The sequence below is a fragment of the Streptomyces sp. NPDC031225 genome (assembly GCF_055570355.1).
The window spans coordinates 46,397-64,023 of record NZ_JBVIHJ010000018.1 but is presented as its reverse complement, the minus strand read 5'-3'; the positions used below and the strand labels follow the sequence as shown (position 1 = coordinate 64,023).

At 69.9% G+C, this 17,627-nt stretch carries 16 protein-coding genes and 1 pseudogene; 5 read left to right on the top strand and 12 right to left on the bottom strand.

Annotated features, from left to right (window positions below; translation table 11 throughout):
* Nucleotides 1-127 precede the first annotated feature (127 nt).
* From ACZ48Z_RS28385 to ACZ48Z_RS28375, 3 genes are all read left to right on the top strand, one after another.
* Entirely contained in the window at nucleotides 128-385 is a 258-nt protein-coding gene (locus tag ACZ48Z_RS28385; protein WP_468738721.1) for an effector-associated constant component EACC1, read from the top strand.
* Between the two features lie 555 nt (nucleotides 386-940).
* Nucleotides 941-1,369: an ester cyclase gene (locus tag ACZ48Z_RS28380; RefSeq protein WP_468738720.1), complete on the top strand. Its 429-nt coding sequence runs from the start codon at nucleotides 941-943 to the stop codon at nucleotides 1,367-1,369.
* Between the two features lie 477 nt (nucleotides 1,370-1,846).
* A complete protein-coding gene (locus ACZ48Z_RS28375; RefSeq protein WP_468738719.1) occupies nucleotides 1,847-2,059 on the top strand; it encodes a hypothetical protein in 213 nt (70 codons plus the stop codon).
* Between the two features lie 650 nt (nucleotides 2,060-2,709).
* Here ACZ48Z_RS28375 and ACZ48Z_RS28370 read toward each other — a convergent pair.
* Together ACZ48Z_RS28370 and ACZ48Z_RS28365 are read right to left on the bottom strand one after the other, a co-directional pair.
* Nucleotides 2,710-3,066: a hypothetical protein gene (locus ACZ48Z_RS28370; RefSeq protein WP_468738718.1), complete on the bottom strand. Its 357-nt coding sequence runs from the start codon at nucleotides 3,064-3,066 to the stop codon at nucleotides 2,710-2,712.
* Nucleotides 3,067-3,410: 344 nt separating this feature from the next.
* Nucleotides 3,411-3,842, bottom strand: a complete 432-nt coding sequence (locus ACZ48Z_RS28365) for a helix-turn-helix domain-containing protein (protein ID WP_468738717.1) — start codon at nucleotides 3,840-3,842, stop codon at nucleotides 3,411-3,413.
* 288 nt (nucleotides 3,843-4,130) lie between these two features.
* Between ACZ48Z_RS28365 and ACZ48Z_RS28360 the strand changes: the two genes are divergently transcribed.
* On the top strand, nucleotides 4,131-4,541 hold the full coding sequence (locus ACZ48Z_RS28360) for a peptidase inhibitor family I36 protein (protein WP_468738716.1): 411 nt from the start codon (nucleotides 4,131-4,133) through the stop codon (nucleotides 4,539-4,541).
* Between the two features lie 22 nt (nucleotides 4,542-4,563).
* A complete protein-coding gene (locus tag ACZ48Z_RS28355) occupies nucleotides 4,564-5,484 on the top strand; it encodes a hypothetical protein (RefSeq protein WP_468738715.1) in 921 nt (306 codons plus the stop codon).
* A gap of 105 nt (nucleotides 5,485-5,589) precedes the next feature.
* Here the strand turns inward: ACZ48Z_RS28355 and ACZ48Z_RS28350 are convergent, their stop codons facing one another.
* The 10 genes and pseudogenes from ACZ48Z_RS28350 to ACZ48Z_RS28305 all read right to left on the bottom strand — a co-directional run bounded on the left by ACZ48Z_RS28350 (nucleotide 5,590) and on the right by ACZ48Z_RS28305 (nucleotide 17,484).
* Nucleotides 5,590-6,864, bottom strand: a complete 1,275-nt coding sequence (locus ACZ48Z_RS28350) for a prolyl oligopeptidase family serine peptidase (protein ID WP_468738714.1) — start codon at nucleotides 6,862-6,864, stop codon at nucleotides 5,590-5,592.
* Between the two features lie 226 nt (nucleotides 6,865-7,090).
* Entirely contained in the window at nucleotides 7,091-9,211 is a 2,121-nt protein-coding gene (locus tag ACZ48Z_RS28345) for a PQQ-dependent sugar dehydrogenase (RefSeq protein WP_468738713.1), read from the bottom strand.
* A 153-nt stretch (nucleotides 9,212-9,364) separates the two neighbouring features.
* A complete protein-coding gene (locus tag ACZ48Z_RS28340; protein WP_468738712.1) occupies nucleotides 9,365-10,528 on the bottom strand; it encodes a sugar phosphate isomerase/epimerase family protein in 1,164 nt (387 codons plus the stop codon).
* An 88-nt stretch (nucleotides 10,529-10,616) separates the two neighbouring features.
* A complete protein-coding gene (locus ACZ48Z_RS28335) occupies nucleotides 10,617-10,811 on the bottom strand; it encodes a hypothetical protein (RefSeq protein WP_468738711.1) in 195 nt (64 codons plus the stop codon).
* Nucleotides 10,808-11,779 (bottom strand): SCO3242 family prenyltransferase, encoded by a 972-nt coding sequence (locus ACZ48Z_RS28330; protein WP_468738831.1) that lies wholly within the window; start codon nucleotides 11,777-11,779, stop codon nucleotides 10,808-10,810. Before ACZ48Z_RS28330 ends, ACZ48Z_RS28335 begins: the two co-directional genes overlap by 4 nt.
* Nucleotides 11,780-11,958: 179 nt before the next feature.
* Nucleotides 11,959-13,128, bottom strand: coding sequence for an inositol-3-phosphate synthase (locus tag ACZ48Z_RS28325; RefSeq protein WP_468738710.1), 1,170 nt, complete (start codon nucleotides 13,126-13,128; stop codon nucleotides 11,959-11,961).
* 456 nt (nucleotides 13,129-13,584) lie between these two features.
* Nucleotides 13,585-14,592: a sugar phosphate isomerase/epimerase family protein gene (locus ACZ48Z_RS28320; RefSeq protein WP_468738709.1), complete on the bottom strand. Its 1,008-nt coding sequence runs from the start codon at nucleotides 14,590-14,592 to the stop codon at nucleotides 13,585-13,587.
* Between the two features lie 15 nt (nucleotides 14,593-14,607).
* Nucleotides 14,608-15,804: a Gfo/Idh/MocA family protein gene (locus ACZ48Z_RS28315; protein ID WP_468738708.1), complete on the bottom strand. Its 1,197-nt coding sequence runs from the start codon at nucleotides 15,802-15,804 to the stop codon at nucleotides 14,608-14,610.
* Between the two features lie 103 nt (nucleotides 15,805-15,907).
* Nucleotides 15,908-16,129, bottom strand: a pseudogene (locus tag ACZ48Z_RS28310) (sugar ABC transporter substrate-binding protein); the annotation flags it as partial.
* Nucleotides 16,130-16,302: 173 nt separating this feature from the next.
* Nucleotides 16,303-17,484, bottom strand: coding sequence for an ROK family transcriptional regulator (locus tag ACZ48Z_RS28305; RefSeq protein ID WP_468738707.1), 1,182 nt, complete (start codon nucleotides 17,482-17,484; stop codon nucleotides 16,303-16,305).
* Nucleotides 17,485-17,627 lie beyond the last annotated feature (143 nt).

The following is a 17,627-nucleotide window of genomic DNA, read 5'->3' as shown; positions in this document are numbered from 1 at the left end:
CCTACGGACGTGACCGTAGAGGCGCCCGCGCAGGGGCGGGAGAGGACGGTTTATCCATGGATCGGCGGTCTCTGCCTGGTGGAGTGGACCCATCCCATCCAGTTCGCGCCGGTCTGTCGCGGTCAAGGTGCGGGGTGGTGTTCCGGCCCCGGGGGAGATGGGCACGGCGCTCGATGTGCTCGAGCTTGTGACGGGGAACGGGTGGAGTGCGGCATCGTTCGTGCTGGCGCTGGTGGCATGGCGGCAGTCCCGGCCACAGCGGCCGCGGGTGGAGATCCGCCGCGGAGGGACGGTCGTCGCCCTGACGGACTGCTTGGAGGAGGAGATCGAGCGGGCGGTCCGCCGGCTCGAGGCTTCGGGTAGCGATGAGGGCGGCACTCAGTGAGGGTCCTGCCCGACCCGGGGGCCACCAGGGCGGTGCTGGTGTGCACGAGCCGCTACAAGCACCTCCGTCGGGCAGTGGTCGCCCGAAGCCGTCATGAGCTGAGGCGTCGGCAGGTGTGCCGACGCGGCGGCGTCCACGAATCTCGGACGGGCAAGGTGCGCTGGGTTGTCGAGCGCGCAAACCGCGTGGCCGCCCCAGCTCGAACGGCTCCGCATCCGCTCCAAGCGACGCGCTGATCCCCGCCAGACCCTGCTCGATCCGGCCTGCAGCCTCCTCCGCCTTCGCTGCCTGCGTACCTCACCCCCTCGAATGATCAGTAGGAGATGGACGGTAGACGACCCAAGATGAGTACTACTCATTTATGCGTTCGTTTGATCGAGTGGGTGCGTTGCCGATTGCCACAGTGGCACTGCCGAGTCCGCCCAGGAACGCTGGCGCGCGATCACCGCACCCCACCTCGTCGCCCGCGTCCGCGCCGGTGACCGCTTCGAGAACGGCCACCTCGTCGAACGCCCCGAGGCCGACGCCGCATGACCACGGTGCCAGAATGTGTCGATGACCAGCGCAAAAGAAGTAGTCCACCAGTTCCTTCTGCAGGTTCGGTCGGGACTGCACCCCGACCGGGCCGACCGCTACATGGCCGACCGGGTCCGGGCCCACCAGGTCGTCTCGGAAGCACCGGTGGTCGTGGAGCGAACCCCGCAGCAGTACGCCGAGCACGTTCAGGAGATGCTTGACGCCTATGGCGCCTTCACGCTGAGCGTGGACGAACTCCTTGCTGACGGTGATCGGGTCTACGCCCGCTGGATCCAGGTCGGGCAACACATAGGAGCGATCGACCAGTACCCGCCCACCGGCACGCAAATCACCGCGGTGACCAGTGCGGTCTATCGCGTCGTGGACGGCCTGATCGTCGAGTACTGGATCCAGATCGACCGGCAGGGCATCACCACTCAGCTAGAACGAGCCGCTGCCGAGCACTGATCCAAGACTCGATCCACAGATCTTGACAATTGCTCGCCGCCTCGGACAGTTGGACCTGCTGAGCGCACAGCTCTGCCACCTCGTATCCGCACAGGTCCCCGGTGCCTTGGTGCACACCAACTCCGGCAGGTCGAAGGCCTGTAACGGGTGGGGTGGCACGCTGAGCATCGTCCAGCGCGACCTGGCCGCACGCTGCAGGGGTACGGGGTGCGTTCGCGTATCCAGCGTGAGGTGTTCGTCGTGTTGCCGTACTCGCCGTAGTAGTAGGCGGTGGCGGTTGTGGTGGCGGTGGCCAGGGTGACTGCGATGTCGCCGTGCAGGTCCGCGAGTTGAAGGGTGATGGCGCCGCTTGCGGATGTCGTCGCGCCCAGGGCGCCGGCCGGGTCCAGGACGGAGCGGGTGATCGTGCCGGAGGAGTCGGCGGTCCAGGCCGGACTGTCGGTGTCGTCGGCGTAGTGGTTGGTCGCTGTTGTGCCGGTGGTCCAGTTGGTGCCGCCGTCGGTGCTGGTGGCGTTGGTCGCCGGACTCTTCGGCTACCCCAAGCAGGAAGCCGCACCGGTCGCGCTGCACACCGTCGCCGGCTGGATCGCAGCACATCCCGGACGCTTCGACCGCGCGGTCTTCACCGTCTTCGAGGACGGCGACGAACGGGCCTACCGTCACGCTCTCTGCGCAGGCGCACGCCCCTGACACGACGTCCATGAGAACAACAGGGATCGCTGCCACATGTCCGATGTGGAGCAACGCAGTCCTGCATCGCTCCGGCGCACGACCTCCTCCGCACCGAAGGCTTCAGTTGTGCCGGACGGCTGCGTGATCTTCCCTTGCTGGGCGTGATGTGCCGCAGGAGACGACAGTCAGCCCCGACGACGCATGTGCGATCATGCCTCCGCTCAGCCGTGGACATACACGAAAGCAGCCCCGAAACGGTAGGACAAGCTCAGGGAAGGCGGCTGACGAGGCGAGGGCGGTGACTGGACCGCCCAGCGCCTCCATCGTGGCCGTCAGCTTAACGACCGCGTTACCTGCCGCGGGACTCGGAGCCGGATGGTCATCGAGAAGGAGACGCTGGGCGTCGTCACGGGAAAGCCCCTCAGGCCCTCATCTGTGCTGGCGCACGGCGGCCTGGAGGATGCCGTCGGTGAGTGAGACGTATGCCGTCGAGGGGTGACTGCACTCGACGGGCACGGCTACTCGCCCGCGCCGACCTTGGCGGTGTCCAACTCGCCCTGCGGCGGCGTGGCACTGCGGGAGTGCAGGACCTTGCGGGCCTGTTCGGTGTCGAAGTCGTTCTCCTACTTTCCGATCACGATGGTGGCGAATGGCTGTGAACAGGGACTTCAAGACTCATAAGGGCCGCCCCGGAAGTACATACTCCTGTGCGCTCGAGGACGGTCACCGCGCCCGTGCGCGGCATCGGAGCGGTCAGCAGGTGCCATCCGTTTCGCCAGCTCCCGCAGCGTCTCAAGGCCAGCCAGTACTTCCGAGCGATTGTCCGACCTTTTCATCCACGCTGGCAGTCGCGCGAACATCGACATCGTCGGCCGCACGCCGCCCCGCTCGCGCAGCCGAGCCTCGACGTAGGCAGCCAGCTCGTCGACGTGCTCCTCGTTGTAGGCCCACAAGATGTGACCGGCGCAACGGGTCTGCAGCCACAGCGGCCGCTGGAAGAACGGATCCTCGCTGCCGCCCAGCACCGCGCCGACCAGCCCAGCCCCCTGCGCCTCTGGTTTCCAGTCGGCGACGGTACCGCACCCTCCACAAACCAGACGACGTGGTTGGAACAGGAGCTCGCTGAAGTATCTGGGACCAGAAAGGCCAGGCCGGGGAATCACGAGAGCACGGCCCCCGCATCGCGGACAGACCACAAGTATCCGACCCGCGAACCGAGCCAACCAACCCCCTGGATCATGGTGACGAGCGAGATCAGTACGCGGCTCAGAATCCATGACAGACACCATCGCAGGCCTGCGAGACGAGCAGCTACCGGATTCCTCGAGCATGCCCCACAGCTCGCTACCAGCCACTTTCGGTACACGGCCTAGGACACCGCCGCGTCCACCCCGGCGGACGGTCCGGCGTGGTGCTGTCTGCCGCGGAGGACCGCGAAGGCGGCTGTGAGGGCGGCGGCCGCCGCCGTCCCCCGCAGCACCCATCGCCAGGGCACGGGGGCGTCGGTCGCCGGCGCGGCCTCGGCGGGTTCCGCGTCGGGCACTGTCGCGCAGCGCCCGGCGTCCGCGAGCGCCCAGAGCCGGTGCGCCTCCCGCAGTTCCCCTTGGGTCGCCCCGCAGGCCGTGCCGAACGCGTGCACAGGGCCGAAGCCGATGGGGACCTTGTCCCCCGCGCAGTAGCGGTGCAGGGCGGAGCGGCTGGTCCCGGTCCGCTGCGCCAGAGTCGCGAAGCTCACCCCCGCACGACTCTTCAGCATCCGCAGATGCGCCGCTAATCGCTCAGCCGTATCCGTTCTTTCCATGTTCGCTCCCCCGTCAGCAGGTCGATGAGCCGGCGTGTGAACGTGAACTGGCCTTCGGATGAAGGGACTTGTGAGACCGGTCTGGCGCGCGGAAGGTGTCCGCGGCCGAGTCCCACCCCCGTCCCAGCCGGGGCCGAAGTGCCCCGCTGAGCCGTCTCCCCACGTCCCACCATCCCACCGCGGGCCGGTCCGTTGCCACCCGTCGCACGGCATTGAAACCGTCTGCACGGGCCCGCCGGAGTCCATCTGTCACCGGCAGCCCCACCAGTACGTCGAGAGGGAGAATCGATGCGCTACACCAAGACCATCGGCACCATCGCCGGAGCACTCGTGTTGGCAGGCGGAACCATGCTGACCGCGTCCCCGCCCGCCGCCGCACTCGCCGCCGCCCCCTCGGGCTGTCCGTCCGGGGCGCTGTGCGTGTACAGCGGACTGAACTACAGCGGCAGCCACTCGTACCTGCAGGACTGCAACCGCTACTGGTCGGCGTTCAACCGCGACAACATCAACGCCTCGTGGTTCAACAACGGCACCAGCGGACGCTGGGCACGCATCTGGGTCGACCCCAACTTCGGCAGCGCCAACTGGAGCGCGGACGCCCGCGGCACCGGTGACCCCGACGGGCGGGACCGCGTCGCGTACAACGCGGGCAGCAGCAACGACTGGCCGTGGAGCACCAGCGACGCGGCGGCCTGCTGACATGCCTTCCCATCGATCACTCGTGGGGGCATGCCTCGCCGTGGTGATCGCGACGGCGGCCGGCTGCTCCACGCCGGCCGCCGTCGGCCCCGGGTCCGTGCCCAACACACCCACGGGCACCGGGCCGTTGCCCAGGTCGCTGACCCCCGCGGAGGACGCCCGGCTGCTGTACGCCGAAGACCTGATCGTGCACACGTGCATGGCCCGCTCCGGTCTGCGGTTCGTCGCCGAACCGCTCGCCGCCTCCTCGCGGCCCGCGGCGGAGCAGCGCTACGGCACCGCAGACATCGCCGCCGCCCGGGCCCACGGATACGGCTACAGCGAGACCCCCGCCGGACAGCGGCCGGCCGACTCCAACTCCGCCGACCCGAACGAGACCTACCAGCGCACGCTCTCGCCCGACGCCCAGCGGGCCTACGAGACCGCCCTGTACGGCACTGCCGACAGCCGCCCGCAGGTCGAACTCCCCGATGGGCAGGGCCTGGTGATCGCCACCGACGGGTGCGTCGCGGAGGCACGCAGACGCCTGTACGGCGACGACCTGCGCGGCTATCTGATCAGCCAGCACGTCACCGCCAACGTGGAGGGACACATCGCCCAGGATGTACGTGACGCCAAGGCCTACCGGTCGGCGCTCGGCGGCTGGCGCACCTGCATGGCGAACCGCGGCTTCTCCTTCGCCACCCCTCAGGAGGCCAGACAGGGCGCACAGAGCGCTGCACGCGAGGGCGGCCGGGCGGCGGAGATCCGCGTGGCCACGGCCGACGCCGAGTGCGGACGGGACCATCGGCTGCTCACCACCGCGGTGGCCCTGGAACAGCACCGGTTCGCGAGCGAGGGTCCCGAACTCACCGGGTGGATACGAGAGTTCCGGTCCCGTCGACTGGCCGCACTGCCCAAGGCGCGAGCGCTGGTCCGGGCCGAGTCACACAGCGTGGGCTAGCAGATCGGGGACGGGAGCGCCGATTCCGCCCTGACTTCCGCGCGCGTATCCGGGCGAGCGGACGCCCCTGCGACGGTCGCACCGAAGGGGCCGTCCGTCGTCCTCTCAGCGCCGATGCCTGCCGGCCATCCACTGCCAGATGTGCGTTCCGTTGGCGCTGGGGTCGTTGCGGGCGACGTAGATCCACGAGAAGTGGCCCGGGAACTGGTAGCCGTTCCAGACGACATGGTCGTAGAGCGTCATCAGCGAGCCGGGGATCACATCGTGCGCGTGGACGGTGTTGGCCTGCGGTTCCACGGTGGTGTCGTCGCGGGAGGAAACGAGCCAGGTGGGCGTGGTGATCTGGGCCAGCTCGCTGTCGGGGATCAGCGGCGCGCCTCCGGCCGGGAACGACGTGACCACGCCGCAGATCGGCACGGCCGCGGCGAACAGGGTCGGGTGGACGGTGGTCATCTTCATGCTCATGTAGCCACCGTTGCTGCAGCCCGCGACGTAGATCCTTTTGCGGTCGATGTGGTTCCTGCGCGTGACGTCGTTGATGATCTCGTGGATGAGGGGTGCGAAGCGGGGGCCGTCCTCCATCCAGTAGGAGGTGCTTTGCGGGGCGAGGACGTAGGCGCCGCCGAAGATGCGCTGCGCCTGCGGGGTGGCGAAGCCCAGCGCGCCCCGGTTGGCCCGCAGCGTGGTCTCGTTGTCGTAGTAGCCGTCGGGTAATGAGGCACCCTCTCCCCCGCCGTGCAGCCAGACGATCAGCGGACGCTTGTTCTTTCGGGAGGGGTGGGAACCAGCGGGTGCGTACAACCGGTACTTCATTCCCGAGCCGGAGATGTGGGAGCTGAAGGCGTCCACCTCCGAGTCCGACAGGTGAGGGTTCTGCACGAAGGCGCCGATGGTGATCGACCGGTGATCGCGCAAGGTGATCGGGGCGTTCTGCGTGAGGGTGTAGGAGAGGTCGAGCATCACGTTGCGGCCCCTGCCCACGATGTAGCCGAGCGTGCCGCCCCCGGTCTGGCCCTCGCCGTGACTCAGCTCGAGCACGATGTCGCCGCGCTCGTCGAGCCGGACAGCCGTCACCGTGCGGTCAAGGTCGTACTCGCTGAATATCGCGTCGTCGGCGTCGATGGGAATCGGGCTGGTGGCTTTGGCGTGCACGCTGAAGGTGCTGGTGGTCAGGCCGGTCGGATCGATCGGGCCGAGCCGGGCCGTCTTGAGGGTGATCGAGGTGACCTGTTCGCCGCCGTCGAGCACCTGGGCGTTCAGGGTGAATCTCACGCTGGTGGTCGCGCGGTCGTCGGCGTACGCGGCGACGCCGGGCAGGGACAGGCCGGCAGCGCCCGCGCCGGCGGCCAGAAGGGTGCGACGGTTGATTCGTGTTGCCATGTGAACTCCTTGTGGGGGTGCGGAGGCTTCACTGCGGCCATGCGCCGCCGAACCCGGCGGTCCCGCCGCCGAGGAGAGCCAGCGGTCGAACTTCAGCCGGCGTGGCGCACGCAACGGGCCGACTGTCGGCTCCGCGGTATGCACACCGTCTTCGGTCCGTTCAACGGCCTGATGGGACGACGGGGCGCCCCGCAGTGGCGCCCCGTCGCGATGTTGGTGTTGCCGGTCAGTCGGCCGGTGTCAGGGCGACCTCGGCGCTGCCCGAGAGGGACGGCAGGCCGGCCGGGGGCGTGTCCGCGTAGCTGGCGTTGAAGACGGCCTTGAGGTTGTCCGAGCCGGAGTGACCGCCGTCCACGAACGTCTTGAACGATCCGGAGCACCCGTTGCTCGTCGACAGCGGGTGGCCGTGCGAGTCGTGGCCGAGGATGAACGAGACGCTGACCTTGGCGCAGTCCACCGGCTGGTCGTCGGTGACGGTGACCTGCCAGGTGACCGTGTCACCCCAGTGGAACGGGGTACCGCCGTGCGGGGCCGGGTCGGTGGTGAGCGAGACGACCGGCGCCTTGTTGCCGACGACGACGGGGACGGACGCGGAGGCCGAACGCCCGGTGCTGTCGGTGACCTTCAGCGTGGCGTCGTAGACCCCGTTCTCGGTGAACGTGTGCTTCGGGTTCGCCTCCCTGGAGTCGACCGTGCCGTCGGCGTCGAAGTCCCAGGCATAGCGCAGGGCGTCGCCGTCGGCGTCCTTCGTGCCGGCGCTGGAGAACTGGACGGTCAGCGGGCTGGTGCCGTTGACGAGGTCCGCGGCGACCTTGGGCTCCGGGGTGCGGTTGCCGCGGGTGAAGTCGATGCGGGAGAGCTGGGCCTCGGGCAGCTCCGCGAAGTACCCGGTGCCGTACTCGAGGACGTAGAGCGCTCCGTCCGGGCCGAACTCGGCGTCGATCGGGCCGTCCGTCGTGATCGTGGGGATCGCGTCCTCGATCTTGAGGACCTGGTTCTTCTTGCCGAGGGTGATGGCCTTCATCTGGTCGCGGGTCCACTCGTAGAAGAGCGGCTTGCCGTCGAAGTACGAAGGCCAGCGGTTCTGGGCCCTGTTGCGCTTGTCGTACTGGTACACCGGGCCGCCCATGGGGCCGATGCCGCCTGTGCCGAGTTCCGGGAATTCCGCGGACGCCCCGTAGCCGTACACGATCTCCGCGTCCTCGACCGGGGGCAGCACGCTGCGGCCGGTGTTGTGACGCGAGTCGTTGACAGGCTTGGCGCAGTCGAAGGCGCCGCTCGACTTCTGGGTGGCGAAGTCGTAGTCCTGGTACGGCATGTCCTGGGTCACGCAGAACGGCCAGCCGTAGTTGGCGGGGCGGTCGATGACCATCCAGCGGCCCTGGCCTGCGGGGCCACGGTCAGGGTTGGCGCTCTGGGCGTCGGGTGAGTAGTCGCCGACGTAGACCTCGCCGGTCTTGTCGTCGACGCCGAAACGGAACGGGTTGCGCAGACCCATCGCGTAGATCTCGGGGCGGGTCTTCGCGGTGCCCGGTGCGAAGAGGTTGCCGCGCGGTATCCGGTATCCGCCGCCAGGCTTGACCTGGATGCGCAGGACCTTGCCGCGCAGGTCGTTGGTGTTGCCCGCGGTGCGCCGCGAGTCGTAGGCCGGGTTGCGGTCGGCGCGGTCGTCGAGGGGGGCGTAGCCGTCGGAGGAGAACGGGTTGGAGTCGTCGCCGGTCGACAGGAACAGGGTGCCCTTGCCGTCAAAGTCGATCTTGCCGCCGACGTGGCAGCAGATGCCTCGGTCGGCGGGGACGTCGATGACCTTCTGCTCGCTGGCGAAGTCGAGCTTGTTGCCCACGAGTTTGAACCGCGACAGGCGCGTGACGCCCTTGTACTTGGCGAAGTCCGCGTCCGTGCCGAACTGCGGTGCGTCGCCTTCGTTGACGCCCGGGGTGGCCGGGTCGTCCATGGGGGTGTCGAGGCGCGGCGAGTAGTAGAGGTAGACCCAGTGGTTCTTGGCGAAGCCGGGGTCGATGGCGATGCCCTGTACGCCTTCCTCGTCGTGCTGGTAGAGCCCCGCGGGGCTCTTCTTGAGGTCGGCGGCAAGGAAGTTGACGCCACTCTTGGGGTCGTGGATGCGGACCTCTCCGGTGCGTGCCGTGTGCAGCACCCGCCGGTCGGGGAGGACGGCGAGGGCCATGGGCTCGCCGGGGCGGTCGTTGAGGGTGACCTTCTGGAAGTTCGACGAGGCCGGGGGTGCGGGGTCCGGTCTGGCGGCCTGCGCCGGGGAGAGGGGCAGGAGCCCGACGGCTCCGGCCAGGGCGGCTGCCCCCAGGAGGGTGACGATCCGTCTGTTGCGCACTCAGAACTCCTTCGGTCTGATCGGTGGCCACGGACAGGGTCCGCGGCCACCGACCGGTGCGGGGTGCGGGTGGGTCAAGTCGTCAAGTCCCAGGAGAGCTCCGTACGTTGGGCATCGGAGCGCCCCTGTGCGGGGAAGGCGGGTGATGTTCCGTCAGTGACGGGCGCGCAGGGCCGCGAGGTTGTCGTAGCCGATGCGGGAGAAGTCCAGGGACTGTCCGGGCACGGTCGTGCTGGGCGCGTTGTCCTGCTCGACCATCGGGTTGCGGTAGTTCTTGGCTCCCACCCGGGTGAAGAACCGCCGGTAGTCGATGTCACCGGTCCCGAACGGCACCATGTCGTAGCCCAGGCCGCTCTGCGGGTTGAGGACACCGTCCTTGGCGTGGAAGAGCGGGAAGCGGGTGCTGTTGCGCTCGACGAGTGCGGCCGGGTCGAAGACGCGCTCGCGCTGGGAGCCGTCGTGGGCGGTGTAGGTGTGGAACTTGTACTGGGCCACGTGCGCCCAGAAGACGTCCAGCTCCAGATGGACGCTCTTGCGGTCGGTCACCTTCAGGAAGTACTCCAGCTTGCGGATGCCGGAGCTGCGGGTCGGCCGGCCCTGCGCGTCGAGCGGGCCGCCGTCGAGGAGGAAGTCGTAGGCGCTGTCGTGGTTGTGGGTGTAGAGCTTGATGCCCTCGCGGCAGGCGAGGGCGCCCAGGGTGTCCCACTTCTGCGCGGCGACGTCCCAGTCGGCCCGGTAGGGGGTGTTGGCGGGGTCGGCGCCGGTCCCCATGTGCTCCATGCCGAGGATGTTGGCTATCTCCAGCCAACGCTTGAAGGTGTCCCGGTCGGCGGGCGTCAGCGGCCAGGACGGCGGGATGTAGCCGTGACTTCCCTGCGCCCGCAGCCCGTACGCGTCGAGCCAGGAGCGCAGCAGCTTCGCGCCCTCGACCGTGCCCAGGTCGGCGCCGCCGGGGGCGTTGGCGTGCTGGCCGTAGCCGGCGAACTCCACCTGGCGGTAGCCGAACCGCGACAGCTGCTTGAACACCTCGCGGAAGCCGGAAGGCAGGTCGGAGGCGAGCGGGTCGCGGCCGATCGCGTCCCGGACGGTGTAGAGGATGATGCCGCGCTTGTGCGGCGGGACCAAGGCGGAACGGCCGTGGTCATGACCGGCGGCTTGCGATCCGTTCTGCGCCAGGGCGGGCGCGGCGCCGAAGACCGGGGCCGCGATCGCCGCCCCGGTGACGGCCGTGCAGGTGCTGAGGAAGCGGCGGCGGCTGACGCCGAGTGTGCGACGCAGGGCGTCGCCGGTGACGGCTTCGTCGTTGAACGCGGTCACAGTGGTTCTCTCTTTCGTCGTCGCGGTGCTGCGGGTGCCGTGCGGCTTCCGCCTCCGGCGAGGCCGGCGAGCCACAGGAGAAGGAACTTCACTTCGGTGGCCGCTCCACGGCCGGATACTGCGCGGGGGGTGGAGAGCAGGACGAGCGGACCCCAGTCGTCGCTCGTGGGGAGGTGGCGGCGCTTTTACGCTGCCGCCGCAGTGGTACGTCGCCGAGTTCCCGGATGTACCAGCGGGCCGCGACGTCGGGGGCGAGCGGGGCGAGGGGCACGGGCTTGCTCATGTAGGGCTCACCCTCCGTGCGAGCGCGCGGGCGACGGGTGCGAGCCCCAGCACGGCCAGCGGGGTCAGGCGGGCACCGGATCGGGCGGCGAGCGCGGCCTGGAGCGGGATCATGGCGCGGATCCCGCCGCCGACGGCTCGTTGTGTGAGCGGCGCGGACGGGTTGAGGGCGGCGTGCAGGTAGGCAAGGGCGCAGGTACGGACGTAGGCGGTGGCCGCCAGTGCCGCTAGGGGCCGTGCCGAGGGAGGTGTGTGTGCCAGTAACAGGCCGAGCGCGGTCGTCGCGCCGAGGGCAGCGAGCGGCGTGCGCGTGGAGCCCCCGTACGCCTCGTGCCTGGAGACGGCGGTGACAGCGTAGGTGTGGGCTGCCAGCGCGGCGGCCGGGGTGCCGATGCGCAGGGCGACTCCGGGGGTGACGGGCTGACTGGCACCTGGGCCCTGAGGGGCCGTCAGGGACGCGAGCTCCGCGCTCGCGGTCACTGACGGGCGGCCGATCTCCGCCTTCTTTTGCCCGCGCGGCGCCGACATGGTGGCCGTGGCACCGAGGACGAGGTCCAGGGCGCGGGCCGTGGCCATCGCCGCCGGGGCCGCGGGGGTGTGCTTCAGCCGGAGATCGTACGCCCAGACGGTGGCGGTCAGTGCCGACGCCACCGCGAGTGCGGGGCGCCCGGCGCGGGCGGCGAGCGTGAGTCCGGCCGCGGTCAGGACTGCGGCCGCCCCGAGTGCCGCCGCGGGCGAGATACGGCCGGAGGGGATGGGCCGATGCGGGCGCTCGACGGCGTCCTCGTCGCGGTCGGCCCAGTCGTTGAGCGCCATGCCCGCCTCGTAGAGGCAGAGCGAGGCGCCCACCGCGTACGCCGTGCCCCGGCCGGGCCGCAGACCGGTGGCGGCGGCTCCGGCGAGCGCGTCGCCGGGCACCGTGAACAGCGCGGAGACGCGCAGCAGTTCGGCCCAGTCCCGCAGCCACACCCGTCGCCCGCGCCCCGCCGGGCAGCTCGCGGGGACCTGGTCCTCGCCGGGTGGCGCGGGCTTCCGGGTGCGCGCCGCTGCGGGTAAAGCAGGCTTCCGGGTCCGCGCCGCTGCAGGTGAAGCGGGCTTCAGGGTCCGCGCCGCTGCGGGTGGGGCGAAGGTGGCCAGGAGGGAGCGGATCACTGCGCCTCCCGCAGTCGGTCGGCGAACGACAGCAACTCGGAGAACTGTTCCGACAGACCCGACGGGCCCGCGTCGGGGTCCTTGAAGTAGAAGCCGAGCTCACTGAGCGGGCCGGACAGGCCCACCTCGTGGGCGCGGGCCACCAGGCGGGCCAGGTCCAGGACGAGCGGTGCGGCCAGGGCCGAGTCGCAGCCCTGCCAGATGGTCTGCAGGATCATGCGCGAGCCGAGGAAGCCCTCGAAGGCGATGTGGTCCCAGGCGGTCTTCCAGTCGCCGAGCACGGGCACGTCGTCGATGTGCACCTCGCCCTGTGGGGTGTGGCCGAGGGTGTCGGCCAGGACGCGTTCCTTGCCGGCGTTCTTCGCCGCGGCGGCGCCCGGATCGGCCAGGGCCGCCCCGTCGCCGCCGCCCAGCAGATTGGTGCCGGACCAGGCGCGGACCTCCAGGGCGCGCTGCACGAACATCGGGGCGAGCACCGCGCGCAACAGGGTCTGGCCGGTCTTGCCGTCACGGCCCGCGTGGGGCAGTGCGCCGGCCGCGGCGGCGGCTGTGAGGGCCGGGGTGCGCAACCCGGTGGACGGCGTGAAGTTGACGTAGGGGCAGCCGGCTCGCACGGCGGCGGCCGCGTAAAGGGAACTGGGTGGCAGCCGTACGGCGTCGGGCGCGGGCAGCGGCTCGGTGGAGGAGACGTTGACGACGACCACCCGTGCCAGTGCGTTGCGCACGCGGAACGAGGTGAGGTCGGCCGCGAAGTCCTCGATGAGTTCCTCGTCGCTTCGCGCGTCGTCCGGGAGCGGGCCGCCGAGCCGTATCTCCTCGTCCGCGGCCTGCAGTTCGGCGCGCACGGCGGAGGCGAGCCCGTGCGGCAGGACGCCCGCGTCGGTGAGGTGTTCGGCCCGCTTGGGCAGCGGGCTGTGGGTGGTGTCATGGCCGCCGAAGACGAGTGCGGACAGGGGCGGCAGGCCGGTGCCGTCGAAGGGGGCGGTCTCGGTGACCATGCCGGTCGGCGGCCGCAGTTGGGCGGCGACCGCCGCGCATCCGGCGACGGCGGTGGTGGCCACCGATCCGCGGGCTCCGACGAACCAGACACCGGTGCGTACGGTCCGCCCGCCGTTCTCGGGCTCCGGTCCGTTCCCGTCGTTCTTCACGGGCTGCCTCCCTGCCATGTCGATGTTCCGATGTGGTTGGCGGACGGTGGGCGGGGCCTCAAGGGCCTTCCGCCCGCCGTCGGCATTGGGACGGCTTCGGCCGCGGCCCGGAGAGCTGCTCCGTGTTGCGCGCGGTCGCGGCGTGCGAGGGGGCGGCAAGGGGCCGCCGCTGAGAAGTGCGCGGTGCCTGAGGGTTCTTGGCCCTGCGCTGTGCAGGGCCGTCCTCGGTTGGTCGGCCGCACCAGGGTGCTCGTACGGCCTGAACGGGTCGTCAGCTGCGAACCACTGTGTGGTTCCTGTGCACGAAGGGACCGTAGCTCCGTTCGTCCTTGGCCGGAACCCCTTGCGCAGCGAAACGACGAACTTCTTCCAGGAGCAGGACAAAGGCGAGACCAGGCATGACTGATCAGCCCGGCGGCTTCCCATTACGGTCTGTCAACGCCGGGCCGATTCACGCCTCTTGCCGCGGAGCGCCTAGTTGTCGCCGCCTCCGAAGGCAGCGTCGAAGGACGCCGACGGGGGTTCGAAGTCGTACTTCTTGAGGGTCATCAACGCCTCGGGTGCGCCTTGGAGACGGTCCATGCCGGCGTCCTCCCACTCGACCGAGATCGGGCCCTGGTAGTCGATGGAGCGCAGCATGCGAAAGACGTCCTCCCAGGGAACGTCGCCGTGTCCGGCGGAGACGAAGTCCCAGCCGCGGCGCGGGTCGCCCCAGGGCAGATGGGAGCCGAGGCGGCCGTTGCGGCCGTCGAGGCGCTTGCGGGCCTCTTTGCAGTCGACGTGGTAGATCCGGTCGCGGAAGTCCCACAGGAAACCGACCGGGTCGAGGTCCTGCCACACGAAGTGCGACGGGTCGAAGTTGAGACCGAAGGCCGCCCGGTCACCAACCGCCTTCAGCGCACGCTGGGTTGTCCAGTAGTCGTAGGCGATCTCGCTCGGGTGGACCTCGTGCGCGAACCGCACACCCTGCGCGTCGAACACGTCGAGGATCGGGTTCCAGCGTTCGGCGAAGTCCTCGTAGCCCCGCTCGATCATCGACTCCGGGGCGGGCGGGAACATGGCGACCAGATGCCAGATGGCGGACCCGGTGAAGCCGATGACGGTGTCGACGCCGAAGGCGGCCGCGGCCCGTGCGGTGTCCTTCATACGGTCCGCGGCGCGCCGGCGCACTCCTTCCGGGTCTCCGTCGCCCCACACCTCGCCGGGCAGGATCGCCTGGTGGCGCTCGTCGATGATGGCGTCGCACACGGCCTGCCCGACCAGGTGGTTGGAGATCGCCCAGCACTTGAGTCCGTACTTGTCGAGCATGGCGTGCCGGGAGTCCAGATAGGACGGATCGGCAAGGGCCTTGTCTACCTCGAAGTGGTCTCCCCAGCAGGCGAGTTCGAGTCCGTCGTAGCCGAAATCGCGGGCGAGACGGCAGACCTCTTCGAGGGGGAGGTCGGCCCACTGACCTGTGAAGAGCGTGAATCGACGTGGCATTTCTCCGGGCCTTCCTCAGACGGCTATCGGTGTGTAGACGGAGTTCTTCTCAGCACTCTCCTCCACCGCAGCCAGTACGCGCTGGACCTGGAGGCCGTCGGCGAACGACGGCCTCGGGTCGGTGCCGGACGCGATGGCCTCGACGAGGTCGCGGGCCTGGTGGGCGAAGGTGTGCTCGTAGCCGAGCACATGGCCCGGCGGCCACCAGCCCTCCAGATAGGGGTGGTCGGCCTCGGTGACGACGATCCTGCGGAACCCCGCCGTGGCGGCGGGCTCCCGATGGTCGTGGAAGGACAGCTCGTTGAGCCGCTCCAGGTCGAAGGCGAGCGAACCGAACTCACCGTTGATCTCCAGCCGAAGGGCGTTCTTGCGCCCTGTCGCCATCCGGGTCGCCTCGAACGTGGCGAGGGCTCCCGAGGCAAGCCGGCCCGTGAAGACGGCCGCGTCGTCGACCGTCACCGGTCCGCGCCGGGGACCCCCGGATGCCGTAAGGCCGGAGGATGCCCCGTCGAGGCGGGGGCGTTCGGCGACGAAGGTCTCCATCTGGGCGGAGACACCGACCAGGACCTCGCCCGCCAGGTACTGAGCGAGGTCGACGATGTGCGCGCCGAGGTCGCCGAGGGCCCCCGACCCCGCGTGCTCCCGCTGAAGCCGCCAGGTCAGCGGGAAGTCGGAGTCGACCAGCCAGTCCTGAAGGTAGCTGACCCGTACATGGCGCAGCGTGCCGAGCCTGCCGTCCGCGACGAGGCGGCGGGCGAAGGTGAGGGCGGGGACGCGCCGGTAGTTGAAGCCCACCATGGACAACTGTCCGCGCGCGCGGGCTGCTTCGGCGGCTGCGGCCATGGCCTCCGCCTCGGCGACCGAATTGGCCAGCGGCTTCTCGCACAGCACGTGCTTGCCCGCCTCCAGCGCCGGGATCGCGATCTCCGCATGGCTGTCGCCCGGTGTGCAGATGTCGACGAGCTGTACGTCGTCGCGGGCTATGAGGGCACGCCAGTCGGTTTCCGCCGCGGCCCAGCCGTGCTTGTCGGCAGCGGCCCGCACGCCGCTGGCGTCACGGCCGGCGACCGCGGCCAGGACCGGCCGCAGGGGCAGGTCGAACGCGTGCCCTACGGTGCGCCACCCCTGGGAGTGCGCGGCGCCCATGAACGCGTAGCCGACCATCCCCACGCCGAGTACCGGCGGTGCGGTCCGACTGTCCCACTGTTCCATACGGATTCCTCCTGGTCGGAGTGTCACTGACTCGTCGTGGTGCGGGCGGGGCCCAAGGTCCGGTGCGCTCCGGCGCGGCCCGGTCCGGTCCGGTCCGGTCCGGTCAGATGAAACCGGTCGGCAGGTGCTGGTCGACGTTGTCCTTGGTGACCACGGCCGAGTAGAGGGTCAGCGAGGACGGGATCTCGAACTCGGCGAGACCGCCGATGCCCTTGCCCTGGCCGAGCGCCCGGGCGAGATCGATCGCGGAGGCGGCCATGGCCGGCGGGTACAGGACGGTCGCCTTCAGCACGCTGTTGCCCGCCTTGATGGCGTCCATCGTTGCGCCTGTGGCTCTGCTGATATGGCTGGGGCGTCGCGGGGTTGCCGCAGCGCACCGGGGTATCGGAGCGCCGAGAAGGTTGTGCTGCCGCTCGGTGGCGGTGCCTGGTTGCAGGCGGCGCCACCGGGTTGCGCCGGCGCCGGTGGTGATCCGCTGCCGACGGGGTCGGCCGGCGGTCAGGCCGGCGAGAAGACGTGGTCGCTGATCAGTCGGGCCGCGCCGATGGCTCCGGCGGCCGGCCCCAACTCCCCCAACACGATGGGCAGGTTGCCGGTGGCCAGCGGCAAGGACTGCCGGTACACCTGGGTCCGGACACTGGCCAGCAACGTGTGCCCCAGCCCGGTCACGCCGCCACCGATCACCACCAGCCCAGGATTGAAGAAACTGACGAGCCCCGCGATGACCTGCCCGAGGCGTTTCCCGCCCTCGCGAATGAGCTCCAGGGCCACCGGGTCCCCGGCCGTCGCGGCGGCCGACACATCCTCGGCGGTCAGACGTCCGGCTGTCTCCAACCGGGCGGCGAGGTGTGCCGAGCGCCCCTCACGCGCGGCCTGCTCAGCGTCACCGGCCAACGCGGCACCGCTGAAGTGGGCTTCCAGGCAACCCCGGTTGCCGCACACGCACGCGCGGCCTTCCGGTTCCACCTGGATATGACCGATGTCGCCGGCACTGCCCGTCACCCCGCGGTGGACCTCACCGCCGACGACGATGCCGCAGCCGATACCGGTGCCGATCTTGACGCAGAGGAAGTCACCGACGGAACGAGCGACGCCCGCGTGCATCTCCCCCATCGCCATCAGGTTCACGTCGTTGTCGACCATGACCGGGCAGCCGAGTTCCTGGCTGAGCGCCTCCCGCACGGGGAAGCCGTCCCAGCCCGGCATGATCGGCGGAGCCACCGGAACACCCTCGGGAAAGCGGACCGGACCCGGGACACCGAAACCGGCACCGTCGAACCCCTCCGCGAGCCCCGATGCCCTCAACTTCGCTGCCATGGACAGGACTTGCTCGAAGACCGCGACCGGGCCCTCTCGGACGTCCATGGGCTGGTTCAGGTGCCCCAGGACCTCCAACTCGGCATTCGTCACGGCGACACCGATGGATGTGGCCCCGATGTCGACGCCGAGGAAACGCAGGGTCGGCGCGAGCCTTATGTTGTGCGAGCGGCGGCCTCCCCGAGACGGGGCCAACCCGTCCGCGACAACCAGCCCCGTCTCCAGCAGCCGGTCAACCTCGACCGCCAGCTTCGAACGGGACAGGTCCACCAGATCACCCAGCTGGGCACGGGAGTTGGACCCGTTGTCACGCAGCAGACGAAGCAGGCGCGCCTGATGGGTGTTCTCAGGTCGAGCAGTCATCCGCCTCACGATTCCTCCCCTCACCCACGCCTGGGCCCAGGACGCCTGTCTCCGCCGACTGCGTCGTCAGGCTGCCGGAGAGGAACGTAACAACGATTATCCAGAGTGGGAAGTACTTACTCGCAAAGATGACCCTTCTTTAT